We start from the raw sequence: 24483 nt of genomic DNA, 5'->3' as shown, positions 1-24483 counted from the left end.
AGAGGAGAGGCGCGGGAAATCAGGGCTTGGTCTCGGCATCCTTGCGCGCCGTCGGGGCATGTTCCAGCACCAGGGCGATAATAAAGGAGAGGATGCTCGCCGCCATCAGCTCGGCGATATGCACGAAGAAGCTGCCGGTCATGAGCAGGTCGACGGCCATCAACAGCACGCCGAGCACGGTGAAGGCCGTGGCCAATCGCTGGCGGGTCAGAAGGGGCGGCATGGGAAGCTAGACCCGACGCGGCGCGTCCGTATCCGGCGCGGCTCCCGCTTCCGGCAGGGGGGCGGGCAGGTTGTGCAGCTTGCGCAAGATGCTGTCCCCCCGGTCGGCGGTCTCTTCGGTGACTTTGTCGTGCATGATGTTGGAGACGAGAATGTTGAGCAAAAAGGCGATGGGACAGACGATCAGCGCCGAGGAGGTCGCCGGTATCCAGCCTTCGGGGCCGAAGAAGTCGATCTTCAGAATCCACCCGGCCATGGCCAGTAGGGTCATGCCGAAACCCCAGACCATCCCGGCCAGGGCGCCGTATTTGTTGGATCGAGAGTACCAGATGCCGAGGACCACGGCGGGAAAGATGGTGTTGCCGGCGATGGCGAAGGCCATGGCGACGATCTGGGCGATGAGGGCCGGAGGATTGAGGGCGATGACGATGACGATGACGCAGAGGACAGCGGTAAAGATGCGCCCGACCATCAGCGCCTGCTTGTCCGTGCATTCCGGACGCAGCACCGTGGCGTACCAGTCATGGGCGATGGCCGAGGCGCCGGCCATGAGCAGCCCGGCGACGGTGGAGAGGCCGGCGGCCATGGCGCCCGAGGCGAGGTAGCCGATATAGGCGATGCCCAGGTTGGCCCGCTCTGGGGCCGAGAGGATGATGACGTCGGCGACGGTGGGTCCGCCGGTGGGGTTCCAGAATTTGCCGAGCACCGCGTAGACCGGTGACGACCAGTAGAGCAGGCCGATGAAGACGAGCCCCCAAAGGACCGATTTGCGGGCAATATCCTCGTTCTTCACGGTATAGAAGCGGATCATGATGTGCGGCAGGCCGGCGGTGCCGACCATCAGGGTAAAGACCAGGGCGATGAACTGGTAGAAGTTGCCGGTTCCCCAGGGGAGAAAGGTCCGGCGCAGTTCCAGGGCCTCATCGGCGCTTAAGGGGCCGCCCGCGACCTTGCCCTCCATCAGCCCCGAAAGGATCGGGCCGTACTCCAGTTGCGGCAGGATGCCGGCGCCGCCGGCCTTCTGAATCAGCACCCAGAGGGGGATCATGAAAGCCGAGATCAGGACCACGTACTGAATCTGCTGGTTGCGGGTGACGCCGGCCATCCCCGAGATGAGCATGTAGGCGGTGACCACCCCGGCGGCAAAGAAGACGCTGGCGGTGTAGCTCATGCCGAAGATCCAGCCGCAGATCAGGCCAATCCCCTTGAACTGGGCGGCGGCGTAGGTGATAGCGATGATGACCGTGACCGAGGCGGCGAGGAGGCGCACCACATGGCAGTCGAAGCGGTCGCCGAGGAATTCGGGGATGGTGTATTTACCGAAGCGCCGCAGCTGGGCGGCGATCAGGCAGAGCAGCAGCACGTAGCCGCCGGTCCAGCCGATAATGTAGCCGAGGCCGAACCAGCCTTTCAGGTAGAGCAGCCCGGCGACCCCCATGAAGGAGGCGGCGGACATCCAGTCCGAGGCGATGGCGGCGCCGTTGCCGAACTTGCCGATTCCCTGGCCGGCCACCCAGTAGCCGGACGTATCCGAGACCTTGGAGAGAAAGCCGACGCCCACGTAGACGCAGAGGAGCGAGATCATGATGACCGCCGGAATCAGCTTGAAACCCTGTTCGATTTCGAAGATCTCTTCTCCCGTGGCGAAGAGATCGCCGGCGAAAAGAAGAAGGAGCAGGGGCGCCAGAAGCGGGATCAGGGTTTTTCGTTTCACGTCGGTAAGTCCTTTGCGCCGGGGGCGACTCTAGCGGGGGAGGCGGGAAACCTTGCGATCCCAGAGCAGGCAGTAGAGTTTGCACAGCAAAATATAGCCGATGGTGCAGCCTTGGGCGATCAGCCAGTAGTGGAGGGGAAAACCGAGAAAACGGGTGCGGGTGAAGAAGGATTCTCCCATCCCCGCGGGATCGCTCATCCCCGCCAGAAAGATGCACAGGGGCAACAAATAGCTGAGCAACGCCCAAAAAAGAATGACGATGGCGGCGATGCGCGCCTCGGCCTTCATGTTGGCGGACGAGGGGCGGAAGAAATTGACGTAGACGCGCTCCTTGGCGGCCATTTTCATCCTCCATTTGGGGTTTCGTCTAGTTATAAATGGAAATGGCGTTTCAGTAAAGGTCTTTACTGAGATGTGGGCCGAGATAGCCCAGTTTGGAGGAGATGATCTGGCCGGCGTCCTTCAGGCGGGGAAGGAGTTCGCTTTCGAGAAGGGGGGGCTGCATGCGGAAATCCGGGCCGATCATGGCGAGGGCGGCGACGGTGGTGTCGTGCAGGTCGATCAGGGGGACGGCCAGGCAGGTGACGCCTTCGCCGAGGCTGTCGTGATCGACGCCGAAGCCCTGTTCGAGGATTTTGTGAAGGGCGGGGTCCATTTCCGGGAGGGGTTCGACGAGACTCTCACTGTGCCGGGCTCCGGCCAGCAGCACCCGTCCCGCCACCGACAGGGGGAGGGGGTAGCGCTTGCCGACCAGGGAGACGATCTTGACCTGCAAGGGGGTGTCGACGGCGTCGAGGAAAAGCAGATCATCATCGCGGCGCACGGCCAGATAGACGGCCTCGCTCGTTTCGCGGACCAGGCGCTCCATCACCGGTCGGGCCTTTTTCAGCAGGCCCATGCGCGACAGGAACTTTTGCCCCATCTCGTAGGCGGCGATGCCCAATCGGTATTTGCCCGAAATCTCCTCCCGCTCCACGTAACCCCGACTTTCGAAGGTGGCGAGCAGGCGGAAGACGCTCGTTTTGTTCATCCCGAGCTTCTCGCTGAGGCGGGAAATCCGAACCTCGTCGTCATCTTCGCACAGGGCTTCGAGAACATTGAGGGCGTTTTCCACCGACTGGATGGAGTAGGTTTCTTTCCCGCGACTGGGCAAGGGGCGACTCCTTTCTCGGTCGGAGCGATGGCGACAGGTCTATCCCTAAGGCGTCTAAAAAATAATACGACGTTTTATTTGTGTCAACGGTATTTTTCAAAAAAGGGGGATGAGAACCGTCCGGCGCGGTATGGCGGGGGGTTGTTGTGTTTTGTTTTGTTCTTCGTAAGTGTCTGGAACCCTTGGATCCTGGATCTGAATTGAACGGTGGGGAAGGGGGCTTTTGGGGTTTGATAAATTATGTTTTATTGATCTCGAAGGCTTTCGCGGAGGGCTCGGCTTCAGCGTTGCAGTCGAGCGATGATGGGGGCGTCGGCGGGGAGGATATCGTAGCGGTGCAGTTCGGTCACCGGCACCCAGCGGTGCTCGGATACTTCAATGTTCTGAATGACGCCGTCCAGATGCCGGCATTCGTAGGCCAGAATCAGCACCGGCGTTTGCGGATAGCGAAAATAGACGACCTCGAAAATATCCCCGACTTCGCTGTCGATGCCCAATTCCTCGCGCAACTCCCGGCGCAGGCCCTCCTGCGGGGTTTCGTTCGGGTCGAGCTTGCCCCCGGGAAACTCCCAAAGTCCGCCGTGCTTGCTCTGTAGCGGGCGGCGGGTGATGAGGACGGTCTCCCCCTCGCGGAGGATGGCGGCGGTGACGATGATCGGCAGCATGAAGGCTCCTGGAAGAGGGGGACGGCTGAGTATAGACCGGGCCCCGCGGGCGGGGGAAGGCTTTTTTGCTGACAGTCTTTCCGGGGATGTGCTAAAAGTTGCCGTCGCTTTGCTTGTCCTCATGAGGTGAAACCATGTTCAATCTTTCCGAAAAAGGGCGCGGCATCCGCGAGATGTTCGACGCCATCGCCCCCCGTTACGATCTGCTCAACCGTCTGCTCTCCCTCGGCATCGACCGGCGCTGGCGGACCTTTGCCGTGAAGCAGTTGAATCTACCCGAAAACGGCCGGATTCTCGACGTCGCCACCGGCACCGGCGATGTCGCTTTGGAGATCGCCGCCCAGTCCCCCGCCTCGCTGACCATCGTCGGCGCCGACCTGACCCCGGGGATGCTGAAAGTCGGCCAGGAGAAGATCGCCCGTTCCCCCTATCGCGACCGCATCACCCTGGTCACCGCCCCCTGCGAGGCCATGCCCCATCCCGACGGCCAGTTCGACGGCGTCACCATTGCCTTCGGCATCCGCAACGTCGTCGACCGCCCCGCCGGACTGCGGGAGATGTGCCGGGTGCTCAAGCCCGGCGGCAAGGCGGTGATCCTCGAATTCTCCCACCCCAAAAGCCGGCTGTTCAAGGAAATCTACTACTTCTACTTCCGCAAAGTCCTCCCCTGGATCGGCGGTCTGATCTCCAAACGCAGCGCTTACCAGTACCTGCCCGACTCGGTCCTCGAATTTCCCGACCAGGAAACCTTCAAGAAGATGATGGAAGAAGCCGGATTCACCCAGGTCGTTTACCATGAGCAAACCTTCGGCATCGCCACCGTCCACGTCGGCGTGAAACCCTGAAAATTCCCTTGCCAAAACTCGCTAGGGTGGTCTCGGTGTTCGTCGCTCCATAGAGGGGCTATAGGCGGTTTATACAGACATTTACCCAAAACGGTAAAGGCGTTTACCATTGCGGTAAAGCTCCACCGGACCATCCTCTGAAACTTTTATCACCGAGCCAAAGTGCGATGCGGCGGTCGCTGCAGTGGTACGACCCCCTCCGGTGACAAGGCGACTGGTTTTCGAGGTATCAACAATTACCCCGGTATCGAGCAGTTCACCCTTGCGGTTAATCACCGTGAGCCCATCAGAAGAAAGAATCCGGGTCAACTCGCCTGAACGTTTCAGTGTGCCGATTTTGGTCCCACGCACATGGTGGATCAAAGACCGGCTCAGGGGATCGCTTCCCCCAACCGAGCCCTTGCGCAGGGCGTCCAGGTCGGTATCGTCATTGGCCACCAGAACCACGGTACCGTGACGCGCCTTTGACAGGGCGTAGATGGACCAGACAAGATAATCTATCGACCGTTTTTCCAGGTGCCCGGCCAGAAAACCCCGGTAAATATCCGGATCGTAAACGCCCCATGCGCCCTTGCGCCAGACGAGGATCTGGTCGCTGTCCAGAACGATCTCCACTTCCGATACGTTGTTCACAAAAATGGCAAAAGATCCCTCCCCGGCCTTGGCCAGGAGGGCGAGGGTTTCGCGATTGGCCATCTGCTCGATAGAATCGCTCGGGCCCGGGGCATTGGTGTGAACAGTCCCCTTCACATTCATGCGGATATCACAGAGAAACAGAGATCGCAGGCCGTCGACAAAACGGTAAGGCAAAGGATTGCGAAAAAAGTCGCGGGAAATTCGCTGACGGCTCTCCTCAAGATCAAGCCAGCTGTAACGAGTCTTCTGCAACGCCTCCAGAAAGTCATCAAGCTGGTTCCGGTAAACGAGAAAGCCCGTGGTTGCCTGGGACCCTTCATAGCGCTGGTAAGAAAGATTTTTCAGCAGTTGAATCAGGCTTTGGATGGGCCAGAAGACCCCCTTGCGGTCGCCACGGATGTAGCGGGCGACGGCGATATCGGTCAGAGAAGTCAACAACGCGGTACGAAAGTGGGCGGCATAGCCCGCAGCGGAAAACCCGGCGAACAACCCCTCAAAAGCGGTGAACAGTTCTTGGATAAAACTATTTTCGGTGGTCGTAAAAGGGAGTTCATCGCGGCGGGCGGAAAATTGGTAAACCACATCTTCGACTTGAAGATAGGCCAGTATCTCCAGCCGATGTTCCGGGCCAAAAGAAGCACTTTCCCTCTCCTCAACGACCGCCAGCGAGACTTTTGCCCCGCCGAGAAAATCGCACAAACTGTTTTCGATAGCACTGAACGCTGACTTAGGCATGTCGGATAAAGAGCCTTATGCACACTGGAGATTCAAGGACGATTCATTGATACCAAATTCTGACAAGTCCTGGTAATAGAAAAAAGGAGTGGTCTCACGGGACGCTGCTTGAGGGAGGGCTTCGGGGGCAGATCTTGAAACCCGACAAATCGCGTTATTCCAGGCCGGGAAAGTTTTTCTCCCACCGATTCCGCTGCTTGCTTCTTCCCAGGATAAAAGCCGATATTCGCGAAAACCATCCAGTTGCTGCTCGTCTCTTTTCTCGCGTTTACCCTCTATGAATACTTCAACTTGCTGACCACCGGCCGCATCGGCCATTACAGATGAAGACAAAACAACCCAGGTTGCTTGCGCAGTCTGGGTTGCATTGCTTTCATCTTTGTTCACTTCACCGGTGAGGCGGGACGACGGCTCGGCGGCAAGGTCGTGCGCTGCCGAACAGGGGTCAGGACCGCGCCCCCCGTCGCCCGGTCTTGGCGGCGGGCCGTTGTGCCGCAGCGGTTTTCCGGCGGGACGGGGCGGGCTTGGCCGGAACGGCCGGTTTGGCCGCAGGGACGGCTTTGGCGGCGGGGACCGGAGATTTCTTCTTGGCCTTGGCCGGCCGTTTGCCCGGCGCGGCGGGTTTTGCTTTTACCCCCCGCTTGACCGCAACCTGCGGGAATTCCGCGATGGTTTTTTGCGGGATGGCATAGTTGAGCAGTTTTTCGATGGCGGCCAGCAGCGGCTGTTCTTGCGGGCAGACCAGCGACAGGGCCACGCCCCCTTCCCCGGCCCGGCCGGTACGGCCGATGCGATGGACATAATCCTCGGGCACCTGCGAAAGCTCGTAGTTGACCACATAAGGGAGCCGTTCGATATCGAGGCCACGGGCCGCCACATCCGTCGCTACCAGCACCCGCAATTCTCCGCGCTTGAACTCCGCCAGGGTGCGGGTGCGCACCGACTGGCTCTTGTTGCTGTGGATGGCCGCTGCCTTGATGCTGTCGAAGAGCAGTTCCTCGGTCAGCTTGTCGGCACCGTAGCGGGTGCGGGTAAAGACCAGCACCTGGCTCCACTCCCCCTTGCGGATCAGGTGCGAGAGCATCTCCCGTTTGCGCCGGCGTTCCACCGGGTAAACCGCCTGGGTCACCGCGTCGGCGGCGAGATTGCGCCGCGCCACCTCGATACGCCGCGGCTGGTCGAGCAGCTCATCGGCCAACTGGCGGATGCTCGGCGAGTAGGTGGCGGAAAAGAGCAGCCCTTGGTGCTGCTCGGGTAGATATTCGGCGACCCTGAGGATGTCGTCGATAAAGCCGAGATCGAGCATGCGGTCGGCCTCGTCCAGCACCAGAAACTCGATGTGGGAGAGATCCACCGTGCCGCGCTCGGCATGGTCGAGGAGTCGCCCCGGCGTCGCCACCAGAATATCGACGCCGCGATGTAGCCGTTCGATCTGGGCCTGGATGTTTACCCCGCCATAGACCATGGTCGAGCGCAGGGAAAGCCGTCGACCGTAATTCTGCATCTGCTCGCTCACCTGGGCGGCCAACTCCCGGGTCGGAACCAGCACCAGCGCCCGGGGCGCCCGGCGCTTCTGCGGCGGCACCTTTTCGCTCAGCCGCTGAACGATCGGCAGGGCAAAGGCCGCGGTCTTGCCGGTGCCGGTCTGGGCCCCGGCCAGCAGGTCGCAGCCCTCGAAAATCACCGGAATGGCCTGGGTCTGGATCGGGGTCGGCGTGGTATAGCCCTGGGCGGCGATCGCACTGAGCAGTTCGGCGCAGAGGCCGAGAGATTCAAAAGACATGGAGCATCATTTCCTTAAAGGGAGCAAACGGCGGTTTGCAAAAAACGGCGAGGCGGACGGGATGAGAGCGGGACCTTAGCGGATTGTCTCCGGACTGTCAATGATACAAGTGCATAAGTTGCTATTTTGCCGACGGAATTCCCGCCTTTTCGGGGTGACCTCCGGAGACTCCCGGCGGAGATATTGACTCGCTGACCTGGCGCTGTTACTTTCGCGGCAGAGAACCCTGGCCCGAAATTCCCGGGCCGACGCAATAACCCATCGACCCTGACCCGAGGATTCGCCGTGAATCAGCCTTCGTCCCCTGCTTCTTCCGCCGATCCGCCCGCCGGATCAGGGATCATCAGCGCCCATCACGGCGTCGCCGTCGAGGTGCGCTTCGACAACGGTGCACGGTGCCTCGTCCGGGTCAAGCGCCGCTCCGGCCATGTCGTCGGGGACGCCGTGCGTGTGGTCGGCGAAGTTTTGGAACGGCTGCCGCGCCGCACCGAACTGCGCCGCCGGGACGCCCTGGGCGGCATCCATCTGGTCGCGGCCAACCTCGACGTGCTCGGCATCGTCGTCTCCCCCGCCCCCCAACCCCCGGCCGGTTTCGTCGATCAAGCCATCGTCGCCGCCCGCGCCGCCGATCTCGCCCCCTTCCTCGTCATCAACAAGTGCGACCTTGCCCTTGCTGACCCCTATGTCGCCGCCCTGCGCGCCGCCTATGCCGGCTCCGTTCCCGTCTTCCCGCTAAGCGCGGCCAGCGGCGCCGGGCTCGAAGCCCTGCGTGCCTTCTTCGCCTGTGGGCATCGCGGCGCCTTTGTCGGCACCACCGGCGTCGGCAAGAGTTCGCTGCTCAACGCCCTCTGTCCGGAGATCGACCTGCAGGTCGGCGAACTCAACGAATATTCCGGCAAGGGGCGCAACACCACCACCCTTTCCACCTTGCACACGCTCCATGATGGCGGCGAACTCATCGACACCCCCGGCTTTCAGGATTTCGGCCTGGTGGAAATCTCCGCCCCGGAGCTGGCCCTCCACTACCCCGGCTTCGAACAGATCCCCCCCGGCAGCTGCCGTTTCCGCAATTGCCGCCACCGCAGCGAACCGGGCTGCGCCGTCCGTGACCTGGCGAGCACCGGGCAGTTCCCCGCTGACCGCTATGCTACCTACCTCGAGATTCTCGACGCCGTCGAAGTCGTCGAAGCGCAGAACCGCTACCGGGGGAAGAAGGGCTGAGCCCTTTCCATCGCGGGCGCTGATCATCGCCGGGTTCAGCGCCACGCGGGTGAATGTCGGGTCAACGAGGTGGGGCGGAGGAACGGAATCCGGCGGATGGCGGATGGTGAGGAGCGAGGGAAGCAATATTGCACCGCAAGACGCGACGCTGCTTTGTTGTCGGAAAAGTTTGCGTTTGCCGGGGTGTTTTTGTGTCAGGGCTGCGATTTTGTCGGATTTCTTTACGGTTTTTTCGGTGAGGAAATTAAAAATCCAATAAAACAAGGTGTTTAAGAATTGGAATATTTTTTGCTTACAGCAGGATGACAATGCCTATCCGACGAATCGCCGTCGCTATTGGGCCCATCCACATTCGCTAAACATTCTTACGAGGGGGATCGTAATATGTTCAGTCGTCGTTTATTTGCCGCGGTGACGGCCGTTCTGGTCTTCGCCACCGGGGCTTCGGCCCTTTCCCTGGGAACCAACATCACCATTCCCGACAAGGTTTACAGCACCGCCACCGGCTGGTACGGCCAGCAGGAGGACAACGAAGTCGAGCCGGGCAATATCGCCACCCAGGCCTGGGATCTCGAAGGGTTCTTCCTCAGCGGCACGACCCTGGCCATGGTCGGCGGCTACGATTTCGTGCGAGGGGTGACCTCCGGCGGCCATACCTTTACCTCCGGGGATCTTTTCATCGACGTCGACGGCGACGCGCAATACGGGCCGGTCAATACCAAGAGCGGCGGGGCCTATCCGGCGCTGGCCCTCAACGATACCTTCGGTTACGATTTCGTCCTCGACCTGGATTTCGCCACCAAGACCTATGCGGTGATCCGCCTGGACGAGGGGGCTTCGACTCTCATGTCGTCGGTCTATTATGCCCAGAACGACGAGTCGAACCCCTGGCGCTACCTGTCCGGCGGCACCGTTCTGGCCGCGAACCAGAGCCTGGGCTATGTCGCCGGGTTGACCGACACCGGTTTCGCCGGCGACTGGCACAACGCCGTTTTTGTCGATCTTTCCTTCCTGGGGCACGGCGCCGACTTCACCGTCCATTTCACCATGGAGTGCGGCAACGACAACCTCATGGGGCAGGGGGCGCTGCCCGCGCCCGAGCCGGGCACCCTGCTGCTGCTCGGCACCGGACTGCTCGGCCTGCTGGCCTGGCGCCGCCGCCACTGATCGCCTCGCATCCCATCGACAAAAAAAGCCCCGCCAACCCGGCGGGGCTTTTTCGTCCGCATCGCGATAAAAAGGGGGACATTTCCGTCATGCCGCCAGATTGATTTCCGCCACGACTTTCATAGGCCGGGAAAGGCGCGTCTCAGGCTACCGCCCGGTCTGCGACCCGTAGTTGCGTATACTGTCCCGGAACCCGCGCGTAGTTGCGTATACTGTCCCCGGAACCCGCGCGTAGTTGCGTATACTGTCCCCGGAACCCGCCGGAAACTTGACTTGTCCGCCATCCCCTCGGTAAACTCCTCCCCTCGACTTTCCCCCATCCTCCAGGAGTCCTGTCCATGGCCCATAAAACCCGCCGGATTCAGGTCGGCTCGGTCGCCGTCGGCGGCGGCGCGCCGGTGTCCGTGCAGTCGATGTGCAACACCGATACCCGCGATGTGGCCGCCACCCTCGGGCAGATCCGCGATCTGGCCGAGGCCGGTTGCGAGATCGTGCGCTGCGCCGTGCCCGACCGGGAGGCGGCCGAGGCGTTGCGGGCGATTCGCGCCGCCTGCCCGATTCCCCTCATCGCCGACATCCATTTCGACTACCAGCTGGCGCTGATAGCCCTGGACGCCGGGGTCGACGGGCTGCGCATCAATCCCGGCAACATCGGCGAGCGCTGGAAGGTGCGGGAAGTCGTCAAGGCCTGCGCCGAGCGCGCGGTGCCGATCCGCATCGGTGTCAACGGCGGCTCGCTGGAGAAGGAACTGCTGGAGAAATACGGCCATGCCACCGCCGAGGCGATGGTCGAAAGCGCCCTCGGCCATGTGCGGATTCTGGAGGATCTCGGCTTCGACCGGATCAAGATCAGCCTCAAGGCCTCGGACATCCGCCGCACCGTCGAAGCCTACCGGCAACTGGCGGCGTGTTGCGACTATCCCCTGCACATCGGCATCACCGAGGCCGGCACTACCTGGAGCGGCACCATCAAGAGCGCCGTCGGTCTCGGCACGTTGCTCTACGACGGCATCGGCGATACCCTGCGGGTGTCGCTGACCGGCGATCCGGTGGAGGAAGTGCGGGTCGGCTGGGAAATCCTCAAATCCCTGGAGCTGCGCGAGCGCGGCCCGGTCTTCGTCAGCTGCCCGACCTGCGGCCGCTGCCAGATCGATTTGATCCCCATCGCCGAAGAGGTCGAACGGCGCCTGCACGATCTGCCGAAGAAAATCACCGTGGCGGTCATGGGCTGCGTGGTCAACGGCCCCGGCGAGGCGCGGGAGGCCGACGTCGGCATCGCCGGCGGCAAGGGGCAGGGGCTGCTCTTCCGGCATGGCGAGGTGGTGCGCAAGGTGCCCGAGGCCGAACTGGCCGAGGCGCTGATCGAAGAGGCGCGGCGGCTGGCGGAAGAGGAGTGAAAAGTGCTGAGTGCTTGGTGCTAAATGGGGGATAAACCGCTGGAGATCATCCTGCTGGAGCCCTATCTGACCGGCTCGCACGCGGCTTGGGCCAGGGAGTATGCGGCCCACAGCCGGCACCGGGTGCGGATTCTCGGGTTGGAGGGACGGCACTGGAAGTGGCGCATGCATGGCGGCGCCGTGACCTTGGCCCGGCAATTTCTTGCCGAGGGGTTGCGTCCCGATCTGCTGCTGGCCACGGATGTGCTCGATCTCGCCACCTTTCTCGCCCTGACCCGCAAGGTGACGGCGCGAACTCCCGTCGCCCTCTACTTTCACGAAAACCAGCTCACCTACCCCTGGTCCCCCGGCGATGCCGATCCTTCCTTATGCCGTGACGCCCATTACGCCTTCATCAACTACGCAAGCGCCCTGGCCGCCGGCGACGTGCTCTTCAATTCCGATTACCACCGCCGCGCCTTTCTTGGCGCCCTGCCGGAATTCCTTGCCGCATTTCCCGACCATCGCGAACCGGAGAGCATCGCCGCCATCGCCGGCAAAAGCCGGACCCTCCCCCTCGGCCTCGATCTGCGCGCCCTCGACGGCCCCGCGCCGCCCCGGGTCGGGCCGCCGTTGATTCTCTGGAACCACCGCTGGGAGTACGACAAAAACCCCGAAGAGTTCTTCCGCGCCCTGTTCCGGCTGGACGAAATGGGCGTCGATTTCACCCTGGCGGTGCTCGGCGAGTCTTTCCGCAAATTCCCGCCGATCTTCGCCGAGGCCCGGCGGCGGCTGGCGCGACGTATCGTCCACTGGGGCTTCGTCGAGAGCTTTGCCGACTACGCCGCCTGGCTGCGCCGGGCCGACCTCCTGCCGGTGACCTCGTTCCATGACTTTTTCGGCGCCGCCGTGGTCCAGGCCATCCATTGCGATACCTGGCCGCTGCTGCCGAAACGGCTGGCCTATCCGGAACATCTCCCCATCGAGCGGCAGGAGGAATTTTTCTATCACGACTGCGATGAACTGGTCCGGCGGTTGGCGGAGGTGTGCCGGGACATGGGAAGCATCCGCCGGACGCCGACGCGGTCGCTGGTGGCCCACTATGACTGGGCGATGCTGGCGCCGGTTTACGACGAACTTCTCGCCGACCTGGCACGGGGCGGGACTTTTGCGGTTGACAGCGGCGCGAGGCTGGGATAATCAGAAGCGGCATTCATCGCCGGCATTTTCTCGAAACCCTCATTCTTCGCAGGCACTCAATTTTATGACTTCGTACATGGCCATGTGGTGGGAGATCATTCTTCCCGTCCTGTTGATGCTCGGTATCGAACGCTTTCTGGTTATCCGCTTTCTGCGTACCCCCGAGCAGGTCGCCTGGGTGCGGAGCCGGGCCTGGCTGCATCCCAACGCCATCAGCCGCGCCCGCTATCCCATGGGTTTCATTTCGGTACTGCTGCTGCATCTGGACTTTCCCCGTCTCTGTTTTCTCTTTTTTACTTTCTGGATGATCAGCGACATCACCGATGGGGAGATCGCCCGCCGCTGTGATCTGCACACCGAGGAAGGGGAGACCATCGATCCCTTTTCCGACAAGCTTATGTATTCCCCCATGCTCATCTACATGGCCTGGACCGGCTGGCTCGATCCGCTGCTGGTGGGGCTCTTTCTGCTCTTTGACGTCATCGGCCAGGTTTCGCGGCGTTTCAGCAAGGTCAAGGCGGCCAATCTCTTCGGCAAGGCTAAGACCTTTCTGGTGGTGGTGCTCCTTATCGTGATCGGTTTCGAATGGATCTACGGCCCCCTGCCGATTCTTGGCCGGGCCATCTATCCCCTGATGGCGATCTGTGCGGCGCTGGCTTTCTGCTCCACCGTCTTCAAGCTGGTTCCCAATTACTGGTACGCCAACATCCTCAGCATCATGAATCTGGTCTGCGGCTTGGCCGGCTGTTATGTGCTGCTCGCCGGACATCCTCCGGTCTATGCCTTGGGGCTGGTCTTTCTTGGCCAGTTTCTCGATCTCTTTGACGGGCGGGCGGCGGAACGCTGGGGCTCGACCCCTCGGGGGGAAGTCTTCGACGACGTGGCCGACGGCACCAGTTTCGGCCTTACTGTCGGGTTGATGGTCGCCCTGTCCTTTCCCACTCTCGGTGTGGGGCTGATCATCGGCGGACTCTATCTGGCGGCGGTGGTCTACCGGCTGGTCCGTTTCGTCGTTGAAAAGCGCAAGGCGGGGGTGCTGGGCGGGGTCGGCACGTTTTCCGGCATGCCCTCGCCGGCCGGGGCGCTGCTGGCCGGAACCTCCTGCGTCTTCATCCCCAGTCCGCTGATCAACGGCATCATCGTTCTGGTGACCTCGGCGCTGATGGTCTCCCGCGTTCCCTATGCCCACTTCGGGCGAACGATCCTTCCGAAAATCCCCAAAATCGTCCGGGTTCTGGTGCTCGGGCTGTTTCTCTTCATGCTCGCCCTCGGCTTCCGCCGCGACGAATATACGGCGCCCCTGCTGATTTCCCTGGTTGCGGCCCTGGCCTATCTCATTTCGCCGCTCTTCTGGAAAGAACCGGCGAAGCCTTCCGACAAATAACCCGCCAAAAACAAAAGCCCCGGTTCACGCCGGGGCTTTTTCGTCAATACTTCGAGCGTTTCAGTCATCCATCATCAACACCGCCGCCCCTTCGATGCGCCCGGCGCGCAATCGGTCAAGGGCTTCGTTGGCCGCTTCCAGAGGGAAGGGGACGACTTCGGTTCGCAGGGGGATTTCTCCGGCGAGGGCGAGCAGTTCCTCGCCGTCGCGGCGGGTGAGGTTGGCTACCGAGCTGACCTTGCGTTCTTCCCAGAGAATCCGGTAGGGAAAGGCAGGGATGTCGCTCATGTGGATGCCGCCGGAGACGACATGTCCGCCCTTGTCCACGGCGCGCAGGGCGGCGGGGATCAGCTCCCCGGCTGGCGCGAAGATCAGGGCGGCGTCGAGGGGGACGGGGGGCATGTCAATCGACGCACCCGCCCAGACCGCGCCGAGGCGGCGGGCGAAGTCTTGCGCCTCGCTATCGCCGGGGCGGGTGAAGGCGTAGACTTTTTGCCCGCGATGGACGGCAATCTGCGCGACCAGGTGGGCGGCGGCGCCGAAGCCGTAGATGCCCAGATGTTCGATGTTGTCTCCGGCCAGGCGGTAGGTGCGGTAGCCGATCAGTCCGGCGCAGAGCAGGGGCGCGGCATGGAGGTCGGAAAATCCGGCGGGGAGGGGGAAGGTATAGCGCGTATCGGCGACGGTGTATTCGGCGAAGCCGCCGTCGAGGGTGTAGCCGGTGAACTTCGCCTGCGCGCAAAGATTTTCCTGCCCTTTGCGACAGTAGCGGCAGCTGCCGCAGGTCTGCCCGAGCCAGGGGACGCCGACCCGGTCGCCGATGTTGAAGGGGCTGCTGCCCGCGCCGACCTCCACCACCGTGCCGACGATCTCATGGCCGGGGATCAAGGGAAGTTTCGGTTCGGTCAATTCCAGATCGACGATATGCAGGTCAGTGCGGCAGACGCCGCAGGCGTGGATCTTGATCAATACTTGTCCGGCGAGAGGGCGGGGCAGGGGGAGCGTTTGCTGGCGCAGCCGGCGCTGTCCCGCTTCGAGAACCATGGCGCGCATGGTCGCGGGGAGAGGCATGGCGATCTCCTTGTGTGAAAAACGCCGCGTCCGTCGCAAGGGCGGACGCGGCGGGGTGGGGGGGATCAGATGGGGACGTCGTCCACCACGTCGGCGGCGCCGTCGATGGCGTCATGGGCGGTATTTCCGGCGACGGGAATGATGGAGATCACCGCGCCGACGGCGCGCATCGGCACGCTGACGACCTTGGTGAGAAAGCAGCCGCTCAATTGGCTGGCGAGGAGCAGGACGACGAAGAGCTTGATCCAGTTCATAGCAGTTCTCCTTGAGAGAGGGATGGGGGGCTAGCGCAGGGCTCCGGCGCTGGCCGGAACCGCCCGCTTGAAAGCCCAGGCTTCGATCTTCTTGATCTGTTCGGCCATGGTGACCGACAGGGGGACGGTACGGCTGATTGCTTCCATGATGTCCTGCTGGGTCATGGCGCGGTTTTGGGCCAACGACTCAAAGCCGGCGCTGGCCACCGCCTGCTCGATTTCGGCGCCGGAAAACCCTTTGGCGGCGTGGGCGAGCATGCCCAGTTCGAAATTTTCGATGGGGAAACCGCGCTTGCGCAGGTGGATGCGCACGATCTCTTCCCGCTCCGAGAGCCCCGGCAGGGCGACGTAGAAGATTTCGTCGAAGCGCCCCTTGCGCAGGACTTCGGCGGGGAGCATCTCGATGGCGTTGGCGGTGGCGGCGACGAAGACTGGGTGGCGCTTTTCCTGCATCCAGGTGAGAAAGTAGCCGAGCACCCGCGAAGCGGGACCGCCTTCGGCCTTGAATCCCTGGTTGGAGATGCCCGACTCCATCTCATCGATCCAGAGCACGCAGGGAGAAAGGGCCTCGGCGGTTTTGCAGGCCTTGCGCAGGCTGCTTTCCGGCGAACCGAAGGTGCCTTCGTAGACCGTCGCCATGTCGAGCCGCACCAGCGGCAGGCGCCAGCGGGCGGCGATGGCCTTGACAAAGAGGCTTTTCCCGCAACCGCTGATGCCCATCACCAGTACCCCCCGAGGCAGGTTTTTGCCTGAAGAGAGTCCTTCGGCGCCAAAAGCCTTTTCACGTTTCTCCATCCAGGACTTGAGATTTTCCATGCCGCCGAGCTGGTCGGCGGTGACATCGTTCTCCACGAACTCCATGATCCCGCTTTTGCGCAACTGCTGCTTCTTGGTGCGGAAGAGGGCGGCGACGACCTCGTCCGGCCCGCCCCCCTTGCTGACCCGGGCCAGGCGCAGCGCCCGATCGAGATTGAGCAGATCGAGTCCCTGGGCGGCGACCACCAGCCGCGACACCGTGTCTTCGTCGGCGAGCAGGCGGTCGATGAAGGGATCCTTGCCCCGGTTTTTCTCAAGAAAGGCCTGGATTTCCTTGCGGTCGGGCAGGCCGTGGTCAAGGAGCAGGAACTCCTCGCGCAAGGCCGGCGGAATGTCGGGGCGGCTGCCCATGAAGATCAGGGTCTTGCCCGGTGGCCGGCGCACCGCCGAAAAATCCTTGAGGGTGCGTTGGATGAAGGGATTGTCATGCCAGAACCAGTCGAGATCCTTGAAAATGAAGATCCCCGGACCCTCCTGCTCCACCGCCCAGCGCAAACCGGCCAGCGGCTCGCGGGTCCCCTCGTGGCCGAGGAAGCCGACGGTGCAGTTCCAGGCCAGGGGGCCGGGCATCCCCTTGATGGCATGGAGGGCGGCATGGGTGATGAGCGCCTCGGTGCGGCTCTCGTTGTCGGTGGTGATGTAGAGCAGCGGCGTTCCCGCCGCCACCTGCTGGCTGAAATTGGTCAGGGTCAGAAGCTCTTCCATGATCGAATCCTTCCGGCAAACGATGCGAAGGCGTGGTGATTTTGTCTCTCACGTTAAATCATCCGTTAAGATTTGTCCATGATCACAGCGGCGGGGGCACTCGCGATAAAGCGTTTATTGACTTCGACGGCACCCTTCCTTTACTGTCGTTCCCTATGGATCACGACTACCTCGAAAAACTCAAACAGACCCATCCTACGCTGCGGTTGCTGGCCGCCGACAACGCTCCGCTGATCATCAGTTTTCTGTTCCGGGTATTCATTCGGAGTAACCGGCGCTCGATTTCGCAGTCCGATCTGACCACCTCCCTGGAAGACTACCTCTATCATCTGCGGGAGATTCACGGCGAGGGGAAATATCCCAAAACGGCCCGCCAGTACCTCGAGGACTGGGCCGGCGGGAAGACACCGTTTCTGCGTAAATATTACGCTGGGAGCAGCGACGAACCCGAATTCGATCTGACCCCGGCCACCGAAAAAGCGGTGGAATGGTTACAGAGCCTGGAAGAGCGGCAGTTCGTCGGCACCGAGTCGCGCTTGCTGACGGTCTTCGAACTGCTGCGGGAGATCGTGCGCTTGACCCGGCAGGATCCGGCGGCGCGCATCGCCGAGTTGGAGTGCCGGCAGGCGACGATCGAGGCCGAAATCGAGCGCATCCGCGGCGGGGTGATCGATCCCGTCGACCCGACCCGCATCAAGGAACGTTATTTCCAGGTGGAAGAGACCGCTCGGCGGCTCCTTTCCGATTTCCGCCAGGTGGAATACAACTTTCGCGCCCTTGACCGGGCAACCCGAGAACGTATCGCCGTCAGCGACCAGACCAAGGGGCGGCTGCTCGACGAGATCTTCCGCGAGCAGGACGTGATCTGGGATTCGGATCAGGGGAAAAGCTTCCGCGCCTTCTGGGAGTTCCTCATGTCCGCTCCCCGCCAGGCCGAGCTGGCCGAGTTGCTGGAGGCGGTTTTCGCCTTGGAGGAAATACGCCTGCTCGCTCCCGATCCTTTTCTCGCCGGGATCAAATTCTCGCTTCTCGATGCCGGCGAAAAGGTCTACAAAACCAACAACCTGCTGGTCGAACAGCTGCGCAAGTATCTCGATGATCAGGCCTATTTGGAGGATCGACGGATCATGGAGCTGGTCAAGGGGATCGAAAAGCAGGCGGTGGCGATTAAGGACAATCCCCCTTTGGAACGGGACTTTGCCGAACTGGACGACGTGAAGCCCGATTTCGATCTGGTCATGGCGCGCTCTCTCTTCGTACCGCCGACAAGCCCGCGGATCGATTCCGCGACGATCACCGCCGGGGAGGCGGAAGTCGACGCCCTGGCCCTGTACCGACAAAATTATGTCGATGAGGCGCTGCTGCGCGCCAACATCCGCAAGGCGCTGCAGAGTCGTTCCCAGGTTTCGCTGCGACAGTTGGTGGAGGAGTTCCCCGTTCGCAAGGGGTTGGCCGAGGTGGTGGCCTACCTGAGCTTGGCGGATCGGGACGACAAGGCGCTGGTGGCCGAAGACGAAACCGAAACCCTGATGGTTGCCGCCACTGAGGGGCGAATCCGTAACATCGAGTTGCCGAAGGTGATTTTCACCCGGTGAGGATGCCGAATGCCGTCCCTCTGACGGTTCTCCATCCGATATCACATTTTGCGGGGATCCCATGAACGCCTATCTGAATCTTCCCCACCAGGCATCGCTGGTGTTGATTGCCCTCTTCAAAGGGGTTCTTTACCAGGATAAAAACCCCGAGCTGTGGCGCGATCTGCTCACCTACCAGAATGCCGTGCGCGACTATGTGGCGGTCCTTGGCTTGCTGGTGCTGCTCGATGAAACCGAGGGGTACGCTTTCCTTCGCCAGCGCCCGGAGGAGGCCGTCGAGGATGACGAGGCGGCGCCCCTGCCGCGTCTGGTGCAGCGGCGCCAGCTCAGCTATCCGTTGAGTCTGCTCTGTGTGCTGTTGCGCAAGAAGCTGATTGAGCAGGATGCCGCCGGCGGTGAAACGCGGGTGATTCTCAGTCGCGGGGAGATCGTCGACATGATGCGGGTCTTTCTCCCCGAGGGGAGCAACGAGGCCAAGACCGTGGAGCAGATCGAAAGTCATATTCGCAAGGTGGCCGACTACGGCTTTTTGCGTCCCCTCAAAGGCGACGAAGAACGTTTCGAGGTGCGCCGCATTCTCAAGGCGCTGGTCGATGCCGACTGGCTCGGCGATCTGGATCGAAAACTGGAGGCATACCAAGCCCATGCAGACGCTCTCGCTTGATTTCGCCGCCGACGATACGGCCACCGGTTTTCGCTTGCGACGTCTCGAAGTTCTCAATTGGGGAACCTTTCACCGTCATGTCTGGGCCATTGCCCCGCAAGGGCACAACGCGCTGCTCACCGGCGATATCGGTTCGGGCAAGTCGACCCTGGTCGACGCCGTGACCACGTTGCTCGTTCCCCACCACCGCATCGTGTACAACAAGGCGGCGGGCGCCGAGGGGAAGGAGCGCTCTCTCTATTCCTACATCCGCGGCGAGTACAAAAGCGCCAAGGACGATCTGACCCAATCGGCCAAAGCCATCGCCCTGCGCGACGAGAATAGCTACACGGTGCTCCTTGCCCAGTTCCATAACGAAGGTTTTTCTCAGTCCGTCACTCTGGCCCAGGTCTTCTGGCTGAAGGACCAGAAGCGTAATCCGGAGCGCTTCTTCGTCGTCGCCCAGGGGCCTTTGAGCATTGCCGAGCATTTCAGCGGATTCGGCAGCGACATCCTCGATCTGAAAAAACGCCTCAAGCGCCTTCCCCGGGTCGAGGTGCTGGAAAATTTCAAGGAGTACGGCACCCGCTTCCGTCATCTGTTCGGCATCCAGAACGAGCAGGCCCTTGAACTCTTTTACCAGACCGTCTCCATGAAATCGGTGGGGAACCTCACCGACTTTGTGCGCAACCACATGCTTGACGAAGGCGAGGTGGAAAGTCGTATCGAGGAACTGCGCCGAAATTTCGACAACTTGAATCGCGCCCACGAGGCGGTGCTCAAGGCCAAGGAGCAGATCGGACGGCTTGCGCCCCTGGTCGAGGACGGACACCGCTTCCGCGAGCTGAGCGTCGCCATCGAAGATCTGCGTTGTTGCCGCGAGGCACTGGTGGCTTATTTCGCCCGGCATAAGGAAGGGCTGCTGGAGGCCCAGATCGAATCCCTGGAGACGGAGGTCAAGAAGATCGGCCATCACTTGGCCGTCCTCAAGGAAGAGATCGGCCAACTTCGGCATAAGGAGGGGGAGCTCAAGACCTGTATCGACGAAAGCGGCGGCCGCCGGTTGCAGGCCTTGGAGCAGGAGATCGCCGGCTTGGAGCGGGAGCGGGAGAAAAAGCAACAGCGGGAGGATGAGTATCGCGGCCACGGGGCGAAGCTGGAGCTGCCGACGGTTCACAGCGAGGAGGATTTTTATCGCAACGTCAACAGCGCCCGCGCACTGCTGACCGAAATTGAAACAGTGATTGAGGAAATCCGCAAGCGCGAGATCGATCTTAGCGTTTCCCGGCAGGAACTGATAAAAGAGCGCGCCCGGGTCGACGACGAACTCGATTCCCTGCGTCGGCGCAAGAACAACATCCCGCTGAATAATCTGGAACTCCGCCGCGAGATGGCCCAGATCCTCGGTGTCGATGAAAGCCGGCTTCCCTTTGCCGGGGAACTGCTGCAGGTCGATGAGGCCGCCGCCGAGTGGGAAGGGGCCATCGAGCGCCTGCTGCACAATTTTGCCTTGAGCCTCCTGGTCCCCGAGGATCTCTACAAGGACGTCTGCCGGTATGTCGATCGGACCAATCTGCGCGGACGCCTGGTTTACTTCCGCGTCCGCGAGGAAGAGGGTACCAACCGTCAGCTTCCGCCGGAGACCGACGCTTTGGTGCGCAAACTGCGCATCAAACCCGACAGCCTCTCCTACCCTTGGCTGGAGCGGCATCTCCGGGAGCGTTTCGATTATCGCTGCTGCGACGATCTGGAACAGTTTCGCCGTCTTCCCCGGGCGCTCACCCGCAGCGGCCAGATCAAGTCCGGCGGTCAGCGCCACGAAAAGGATGATCGCAGTTCCATCCTTGATCGCAGTCGCTATGTGCTGGGTTGGAGCAACGAAGAAAAGATCCGCGCGTTGGAGGGGGTGAGGCGGGGAATGGAGGTCGAAGCCCGGCGTCTGACCGACGAACTGACCGCGTTGGGCAAGCGGCAGCAGGAACAGACCGGGCGGCGAGACGCGGTGCGTGATCTGCTCAAGTTCGTCGACTACGGCGAGATTCACTGGGCGCCCCTGGCCCGGAGCATCCAGTCGCTACTGGAGGAAAAGGCCGAGATCGAACGTAGCTCCGATACCTTGCAGGCGTTACGGAATCAACTGGAACTGACCCGTCAGGAACTGGAACTCAAAGAGAAGCGGCAGGGCGATTTGGGCAAAGAGGGGGGCAAGCAGGAAGAGCGTCTGGAGACCCGCCGCGCCGAACTCGCCGAGGCCCGCCAACTCAGAGAGCTGTTGACCGAGGAAGAGCGCCGGATCTGGTTCCCGAAAATTGATCCTTTCTGTCTGCAGAGTCTTAATCTGCAGAATATCGACAAGGCGCAACGGGAAACCCGGGAGGCGATCCAGGCTCGACTTGACGGCGACGAGAAGAAGAATCGGCGACTGACCGAAAAGCTCGTCGGTGCCATGCAGGTCTACAAAAACGCCTATCCCGCCGAAACCGCCGAGGTTGACGCCGGCCTCGAAGCCCTCGGCGAGTTCGAGACGATGTTGCAAACCTTGCAGGAACAGGATTTGCCCCGCCACGAAGAACGCTTCAAGCAACTGCTCAACGAGGGAACGATCAACAGCGTCGCCCTCTTTCAGAACCAACTCGACAAGGAGCGCCAGCAGATCGCCAAGAAGATCGAGACCATCAACGGCTCGCTGCGGCAGATCGAGTACAACCCCGGCACCTACATCGAGTTGGTTATGGACAAGACCCAGGACGCCGAGGTGCGGGAGTTCCAGCAGGATGTCCGCCAGTGCCTCTCCCACATGGAAGAGACCGAAATTTACAACGAGGCCAAGTTTCTCCAGGTCAAAAGCCTCATCGACCGCTTCAACGGCCGCGAAGGGCTCGTCGATCTCGACCGCCGTTGGACCCGCAAAGTCACCGACGTGCGCAACTGGTTCGCCTTTTCGGCCAGCGAGCGCTGGCAGGAGGACGGCAGCGAGCGGGAATTCTACTCCGACGCCTCGGGCAAGTCGGGCGGTCAGAAAGAGAAGCTCGCCTATACCATTCTCGCCTCGGCCCTGGCCTATCAGTTCGGTCTGGAGTGGGGGGCGGTGCAGTCGCGCTCCTTCCGTTTCGTGGTCATCGACGAGGCCTTCGGCAAGGGCTCGGACGAGAGCACCCGTTACGGTCTGGAGCTTTTCAAGAAACTCCACCTGCAACTGCTCATCGTCACCCCGCTGCAGAAAATCCACGTTATCGAGGACTACATCCGCTCGGTGCATTATGTTCACAACGAAGGCGGAGCCAACTCGGTGCTGCGCAACCTGACCCTGGAGGAATACCGGGAGGAGAAGGAACGATTCCGCGGGACGAGGGAGGGATGATCGGCCCCGGAGAAATCAGGACGAAGGCGGAAAAAATCTGGCAGAGCGGCCTGCTGCTGCGGGCTCACCTGCGCGGCGAGGAACTTTTCCCTCTCGATATCCCGTTTCGCAAGCCGACCGGGAAGGAGGTGCTGGAGCGTTTCGCCGAAGTACGCGCCTGGATGCTGTCGCTGCGGGAAGCCGGCAAGGAGTCCCGCGGGTTCGGCTATTCGTTGGATTTTTCCACCGTCAATCACCGTCAGCTAGGCGAACAGCGTTTCCCTTCCCGCATCTATTTCGAAACCCTTGCCGATTTGCTCCGTCTCATCGGCCGACAGCGGGACTTTGTTTGTTTTCGCGAGCTGACGGAAGTGACCCTGGCCGCCCATCCGTTGCTGCGTCCCTGGCTGGAACAGTCTCCCTTCAACGTGCTGGAAGGTCGGGAGGTTTGGCCGCGGCTGTTGGCCGTCTGCGCCTATTTTCTGCGCAACCCCGCCCCGGGGCGCTATCTGCGGGAGCTGGACATCCCCGGCGTCGACAGCAAGTTCGTCGAACAGCATCGGCGTATTTTGCGGGAAATGCTCGATATCCTTCTGCCGGAGGATGCCGTCGACCGGACCGTCACCAATCTGGCCGGTGCTGGCTTCGAGCGTCGGTTCGGTCTGCGCTACGACGAGCCACTGGTGCGTCTGCGTCTGCTCGACCCGGCTTTGGCCGCCCCTTTCGGCCTCAACGACCTGAGCATTCCTCTGAGTCAGTTTCTTACTTGCAACCTCCCCGGCCGCCGGGTTTTTATCACCGAAAACAAGATCAACGGCCTCAGTTTCCCCCCGGTCGCCGATGCCCTGGTGATCTTCGGTTTGGGCTACGGTGTCCAGGCGATCAAGGACGCCGACTGGTTGCGGGAGAGGGAGATCTTCTACTGGGGGGACATCGACACCCACGGCTTTGGCATCCTCTCGCAACTGCGCGGCTATTTTCCCCAGGTACGCTCCATGCTCATGAATCGGGAGACCCTGCTGGCCTTCCGCCACCTCTGGGTGAGCGAAGAGGCGGGAAAACGCTGTCTGGCGGAACTTGCCCACCTCGACGAAGCGGAGCGCCGGCTTTACGAGACGCTGCGCGGCAACGCATTGGGCGAACATATTCGCCTGGAACAGGAACGGATCGCCTACGCCTGGCTGCGTCAGTGGCTGGATGAAAACATCTAGCTCGCGGCCGCACGAAAACAGGCTGGGAACCAACCTGAACACAGGGCAACTTGCCCCGTCATTTTCATTTCCGGAGTCCTCCATGCTTGATCTGATCAAGAACCACCTCGCTGCCGTCAAGACCCGGCCCGCCGTTACGCCTCTGGTTCTGCGCAAGGCCCATGCCCTCTACGTCAACGGCCAGTGCCAAATGCTGACCTGTGCCCGGGACCATTTTCATATCGCCATCGACGATGAATTCAAGGACTTCGACCTGGTTGTCGAACTGACCGCCGACGGCGTCGTCACCCGCTGTAACTGCCGCGCCGCCGAGGCCGGGTGTCACCATGCGGTGGCGGGGCTCTTGGAACTCTCCGACTTTCTGGCGCGGGAGGAGTTTCCCGAAGCCGGCTCGGGTCAGACCTATACCCGCGAAGGGATGATCAAGCGGGTGCTCGACGAACGGCGGGAGAAGGCGGAGCAGGCCGAATACCGCATCGACTTCGCCGACAACCCCTACGGCGAGCACGAACTGCTCACCGAAAAGGGGCGTCTTTACAAATTGACTCAACTTTCGCAGGCACGCACAAAAAATAAATATCTGAAATAATTAAACAAAAGCGCCATCAACTGTAATAGAATGGGTTGTCGCCAAACAACCAATCTACCCTCAGGAGATGACGCTTTGGATCAGAGTGTAGCAGAGACTGTTTCATGTCAGAACCAAATTAATTCGTTTTTTGACCATCAGCGTGTCGCTTTACTCTT

General features: G+C 61.5%; 23 protein-coding genes. 12 read left to right on the top strand and 11 right to left on the bottom strand.

Going from position 1 to position 24483, the window contains the following annotated elements; translation table 11 throughout:
* Nucleotides 1–19 precede the first annotated feature (19 nt).
* The 5 genes from BQ4888_RS04990 to mutT all read right to left on the bottom strand — a co-directional run bounded on the left by BQ4888_RS04990 (nucleotide 20) and on the right by mutT (nucleotide 3754).
* Nucleotides 20–223: a hypothetical protein gene (locus BQ4888_RS04990; protein ID WP_092054425.1), complete on the bottom strand. Its 204-nt coding sequence runs from the start codon at nucleotides 221–223 to the stop codon at nucleotides 20–22.
* Between the two features lie 6 nt (nucleotides 224–229).
* Entirely contained in the window at nucleotides 230–1936 is a 1707-nt protein-coding gene (locus BQ4888_RS04985; protein ID WP_240746413.1) for a VC_2705 family sodium/solute symporter, read from the bottom strand.
* 30 nt (nucleotides 1937–1966) lie between these two features.
* Complete coding sequence (locus BQ4888_RS04980; RefSeq protein ID WP_170232960.1) at nucleotides 1967–2278, bottom strand: DUF4212 domain-containing protein; 312 nt, start codon at nucleotides 2276–2278, stop codon at nucleotides 1967–1969.
* A gap of 49 nt (nucleotides 2279–2327) precedes the next feature.
* Complete coding sequence (locus BQ4888_RS04975; protein WP_092054421.1) at nucleotides 2328–3089, bottom strand: IclR family transcriptional regulator; 762 nt, start codon at nucleotides 3087–3089, stop codon at nucleotides 2328–2330.
* A 281-nt stretch (nucleotides 3090–3370) separates the two neighbouring features.
* A complete protein-coding gene (mutT, locus tag BQ4888_RS04970) occupies nucleotides 3371–3754 on the bottom strand; it encodes an 8-oxo-dGTP diphosphatase MutT (protein ID WP_092054418.1) in 384 nt (127 codons plus the stop codon).
* 134 nt (nucleotides 3755–3888) lie between these two features.
* Between mutT and ubiE the strand changes: the two genes are divergently transcribed.
* A complete protein-coding gene (ubiE, locus tag BQ4888_RS04965; protein WP_092054416.1) occupies nucleotides 3889–4599 on the top strand; it encodes a bifunctional demethylmenaquinone methyltransferase/2-methoxy-6-polyprenyl-1,4-benzoquinol methylase UbiE in 711 nt (236 codons plus the stop codon).
* Nucleotides 4600–4680: 81 nt separating this feature from the next.
* On the opposite strand, the gene BQ4888_RS04960 is transcribed toward ubiE, so the two are convergent.
* Genes BQ4888_RS04960 through BQ4888_RS04955 form a run of 3 tightly spaced genes read right to left on the bottom strand, consistent with a single transcriptional unit; the run spans nucleotide 4681 to nucleotide 7753 of the window.
* Nucleotides 4681–5970: a diadenylate cyclase gene (locus BQ4888_RS04960; protein ID WP_092054414.1), complete on the bottom strand. Its 1290-nt coding sequence runs from the start codon at nucleotides 5968–5970 to the stop codon at nucleotides 4681–4683.
* A 15-nt stretch (nucleotides 5971–5985) separates the two neighbouring features.
* Entirely contained in the window at nucleotides 5986–6357 is a 372-nt protein-coding gene (locus BQ4888_RS17295) for a hypothetical protein (protein ID WP_140396591.1), read from the bottom strand.
* A gap of 58 nt (nucleotides 6358–6415) precedes the next feature.
* Nucleotides 6416–7753, bottom strand: a complete 1338-nt coding sequence (locus tag BQ4888_RS04955) for a DEAD/DEAH box helicase (RefSeq protein ID WP_092054412.1) — start codon at nucleotides 7751–7753, stop codon at nucleotides 6416–6418.
* 285 nt (nucleotides 7754–8038) lie between these two features.
* On the opposite strand from BQ4888_RS04955, the gene rsgA reads away from it, so the two are divergent.
* The 6 genes from rsgA to BQ4888_RS04930 all read left to right on the top strand — a co-directional run bounded on the left by rsgA (nucleotide 8039) and on the right by BQ4888_RS04930 (nucleotide 14101).
* The gene (rsgA, locus tag BQ4888_RS04950; protein WP_092054410.1) at nucleotides 8039–8974 is read left to right on the top strand and encodes a ribosome small subunit-dependent GTPase A; all 936 of its coding nucleotides are present in this window, start codon (nucleotides 8039–8041) and stop codon (nucleotides 8972–8974) included.
* Nucleotides 8975–9070: 96 nt separating this feature from the next.
* Nucleotides 9071–9247, top strand: a complete 177-nt coding sequence (locus BQ4888_RS17495) for a hypothetical protein (RefSeq protein WP_170232959.1) — start codon at nucleotides 9071–9073, stop codon at nucleotides 9245–9247.
* A 111-nt stretch (nucleotides 9248–9358) separates the two neighbouring features.
* Entirely contained in the window at nucleotides 9359–10141 is a 783-nt protein-coding gene (locus BQ4888_RS04945; protein WP_092054408.1) for a PEP-CTERM sorting domain-containing protein, read from the top strand.
* Between the two features lie 338 nt (nucleotides 10142–10479).
* Nucleotides 10480–11538: a flavodoxin-dependent (E)-4-hydroxy-3-methylbut-2-enyl-diphosphate synthase gene (ispG, locus tag BQ4888_RS04940; RefSeq protein WP_092054406.1), complete on the top strand. Its 1059-nt coding sequence runs from the start codon at nucleotides 10480–10482 to the stop codon at nucleotides 11536–11538.
* A 24-nt stretch (nucleotides 11539–11562) separates the two neighbouring features.
* Nucleotides 11563–12717 (top strand): tRNA-queuosine alpha-mannosyltransferase domain-containing protein, encoded by a 1155-nt coding sequence (locus BQ4888_RS04935; protein ID WP_276609582.1) that lies wholly within the window; start codon nucleotides 11563–11565, stop codon nucleotides 12715–12717.
* Nucleotides 12718–12781: 64 nt separating this feature from the next.
* On the top strand, nucleotides 12782–14101 hold the full coding sequence (locus BQ4888_RS04930) for a CDP-alcohol phosphatidyltransferase family protein (RefSeq protein WP_092054404.1): 1320 nt from the start codon (nucleotides 12782–12784) through the stop codon (nucleotides 14099–14101).
* Nucleotides 14102–14161: 60 nt separating this feature from the next.
* Here BQ4888_RS04930 and BQ4888_RS04925 read toward each other — a convergent pair whose 3' ends face one another.
* The 3 genes from BQ4888_RS04925 to BQ4888_RS04915 all read right to left on the bottom strand — a co-directional run bounded on the left by BQ4888_RS04925 (nucleotide 14162) and on the right by BQ4888_RS04915 (nucleotide 16947).
* On the bottom strand, nucleotides 14162–15154 hold the full coding sequence (locus tag BQ4888_RS04925; protein WP_092054568.1) for a zinc-dependent alcohol dehydrogenase family protein: 993 nt from the start codon (nucleotides 15152–15154) through the stop codon (nucleotides 14162–14164).
* 83 nt (nucleotides 15155–15237) lie between these two features.
* On the bottom strand, nucleotides 15238–15426 hold the full coding sequence (locus BQ4888_RS04920) for a DUF6726 family protein (protein WP_092054401.1): 189 nt from the start codon (nucleotides 15424–15426) through the stop codon (nucleotides 15238–15240).
* Nucleotides 15427–15456: 30 nt separating this feature from the next.
* Nucleotides 15457–16947 carry an AAA family ATPase gene (locus BQ4888_RS04915; protein ID WP_092054398.1) on the bottom strand — a complete coding sequence of 497 codons (1491 nt, stop codon included), beginning with the start codon at nucleotides 16945–16947 and terminating at the stop codon, nucleotides 15457–15459.
* Between the two features lie 155 nt (nucleotides 16948–17102).
* On the opposite strand from BQ4888_RS04915, the gene BQ4888_RS04910 reads away from it, so the two are divergent.
* The 5 genes from BQ4888_RS04910 (at nucleotide 17103) to BQ4888_RS04890 (ending at nucleotide 24325) form a co-directional block, all read left to right on the top strand.
* Nucleotides 17103–18542, top strand: coding sequence for a DUF3375 domain-containing protein (locus BQ4888_RS04910; protein WP_092054396.1), 1440 nt, complete (start codon nucleotides 17103–17105; stop codon nucleotides 18540–18542).
* A gap of 61 nt (nucleotides 18543–18603) precedes the next feature.
* Complete coding sequence (locus BQ4888_RS04905) at nucleotides 18604–19206, top strand: DUF4194 domain-containing protein (protein ID WP_092054394.1); 603 nt, start codon at nucleotides 18604–18606, stop codon at nucleotides 19204–19206.
* The gene (locus BQ4888_RS04900) at nucleotides 19187–22546 is read left to right on the top strand and encodes an ATP-binding protein (RefSeq protein ID WP_092054392.1); all 3360 of its coding nucleotides are present in this window, start codon (nucleotides 19187–19189) and stop codon (nucleotides 22544–22546) included. The genes BQ4888_RS04905 and BQ4888_RS04900 overlap by 20 nt, the downstream gene beginning before the upstream one ends.
* Complete coding sequence (locus BQ4888_RS04895) at nucleotides 22543–23736, top strand: DUF3322 domain-containing protein (protein WP_092054390.1); 1194 nt, start codon at nucleotides 22543–22545, stop codon at nucleotides 23734–23736. The genes BQ4888_RS04900 and BQ4888_RS04895 overlap by 4 nt, the downstream gene beginning before the upstream one ends.
* 82 nt (nucleotides 23737–23818) lie before the next feature.
* Complete coding sequence (locus BQ4888_RS04890) at nucleotides 23819–24325, top strand: hypothetical protein (RefSeq protein ID WP_092054388.1); 507 nt, start codon at nucleotides 23819–23821, stop codon at nucleotides 24323–24325.
* The last annotated feature ends 158 nt before the right edge of the window (nucleotides 24326–24483 follow it).

This window comes from Desulfuromonas acetexigens (assembly GCF_900111775.1).
Lineage (GTDB): Bacteria > Desulfobacterota > Desulfuromonadia > Desulfuromonadales > Trichloromonadaceae > Trichloromonas > Trichloromonas acetexigens.
The sequence above is the reverse complement of the archived record's forward strand: the minus strand, read 5'-3'. Positions and strand labels throughout refer to the sequence as shown.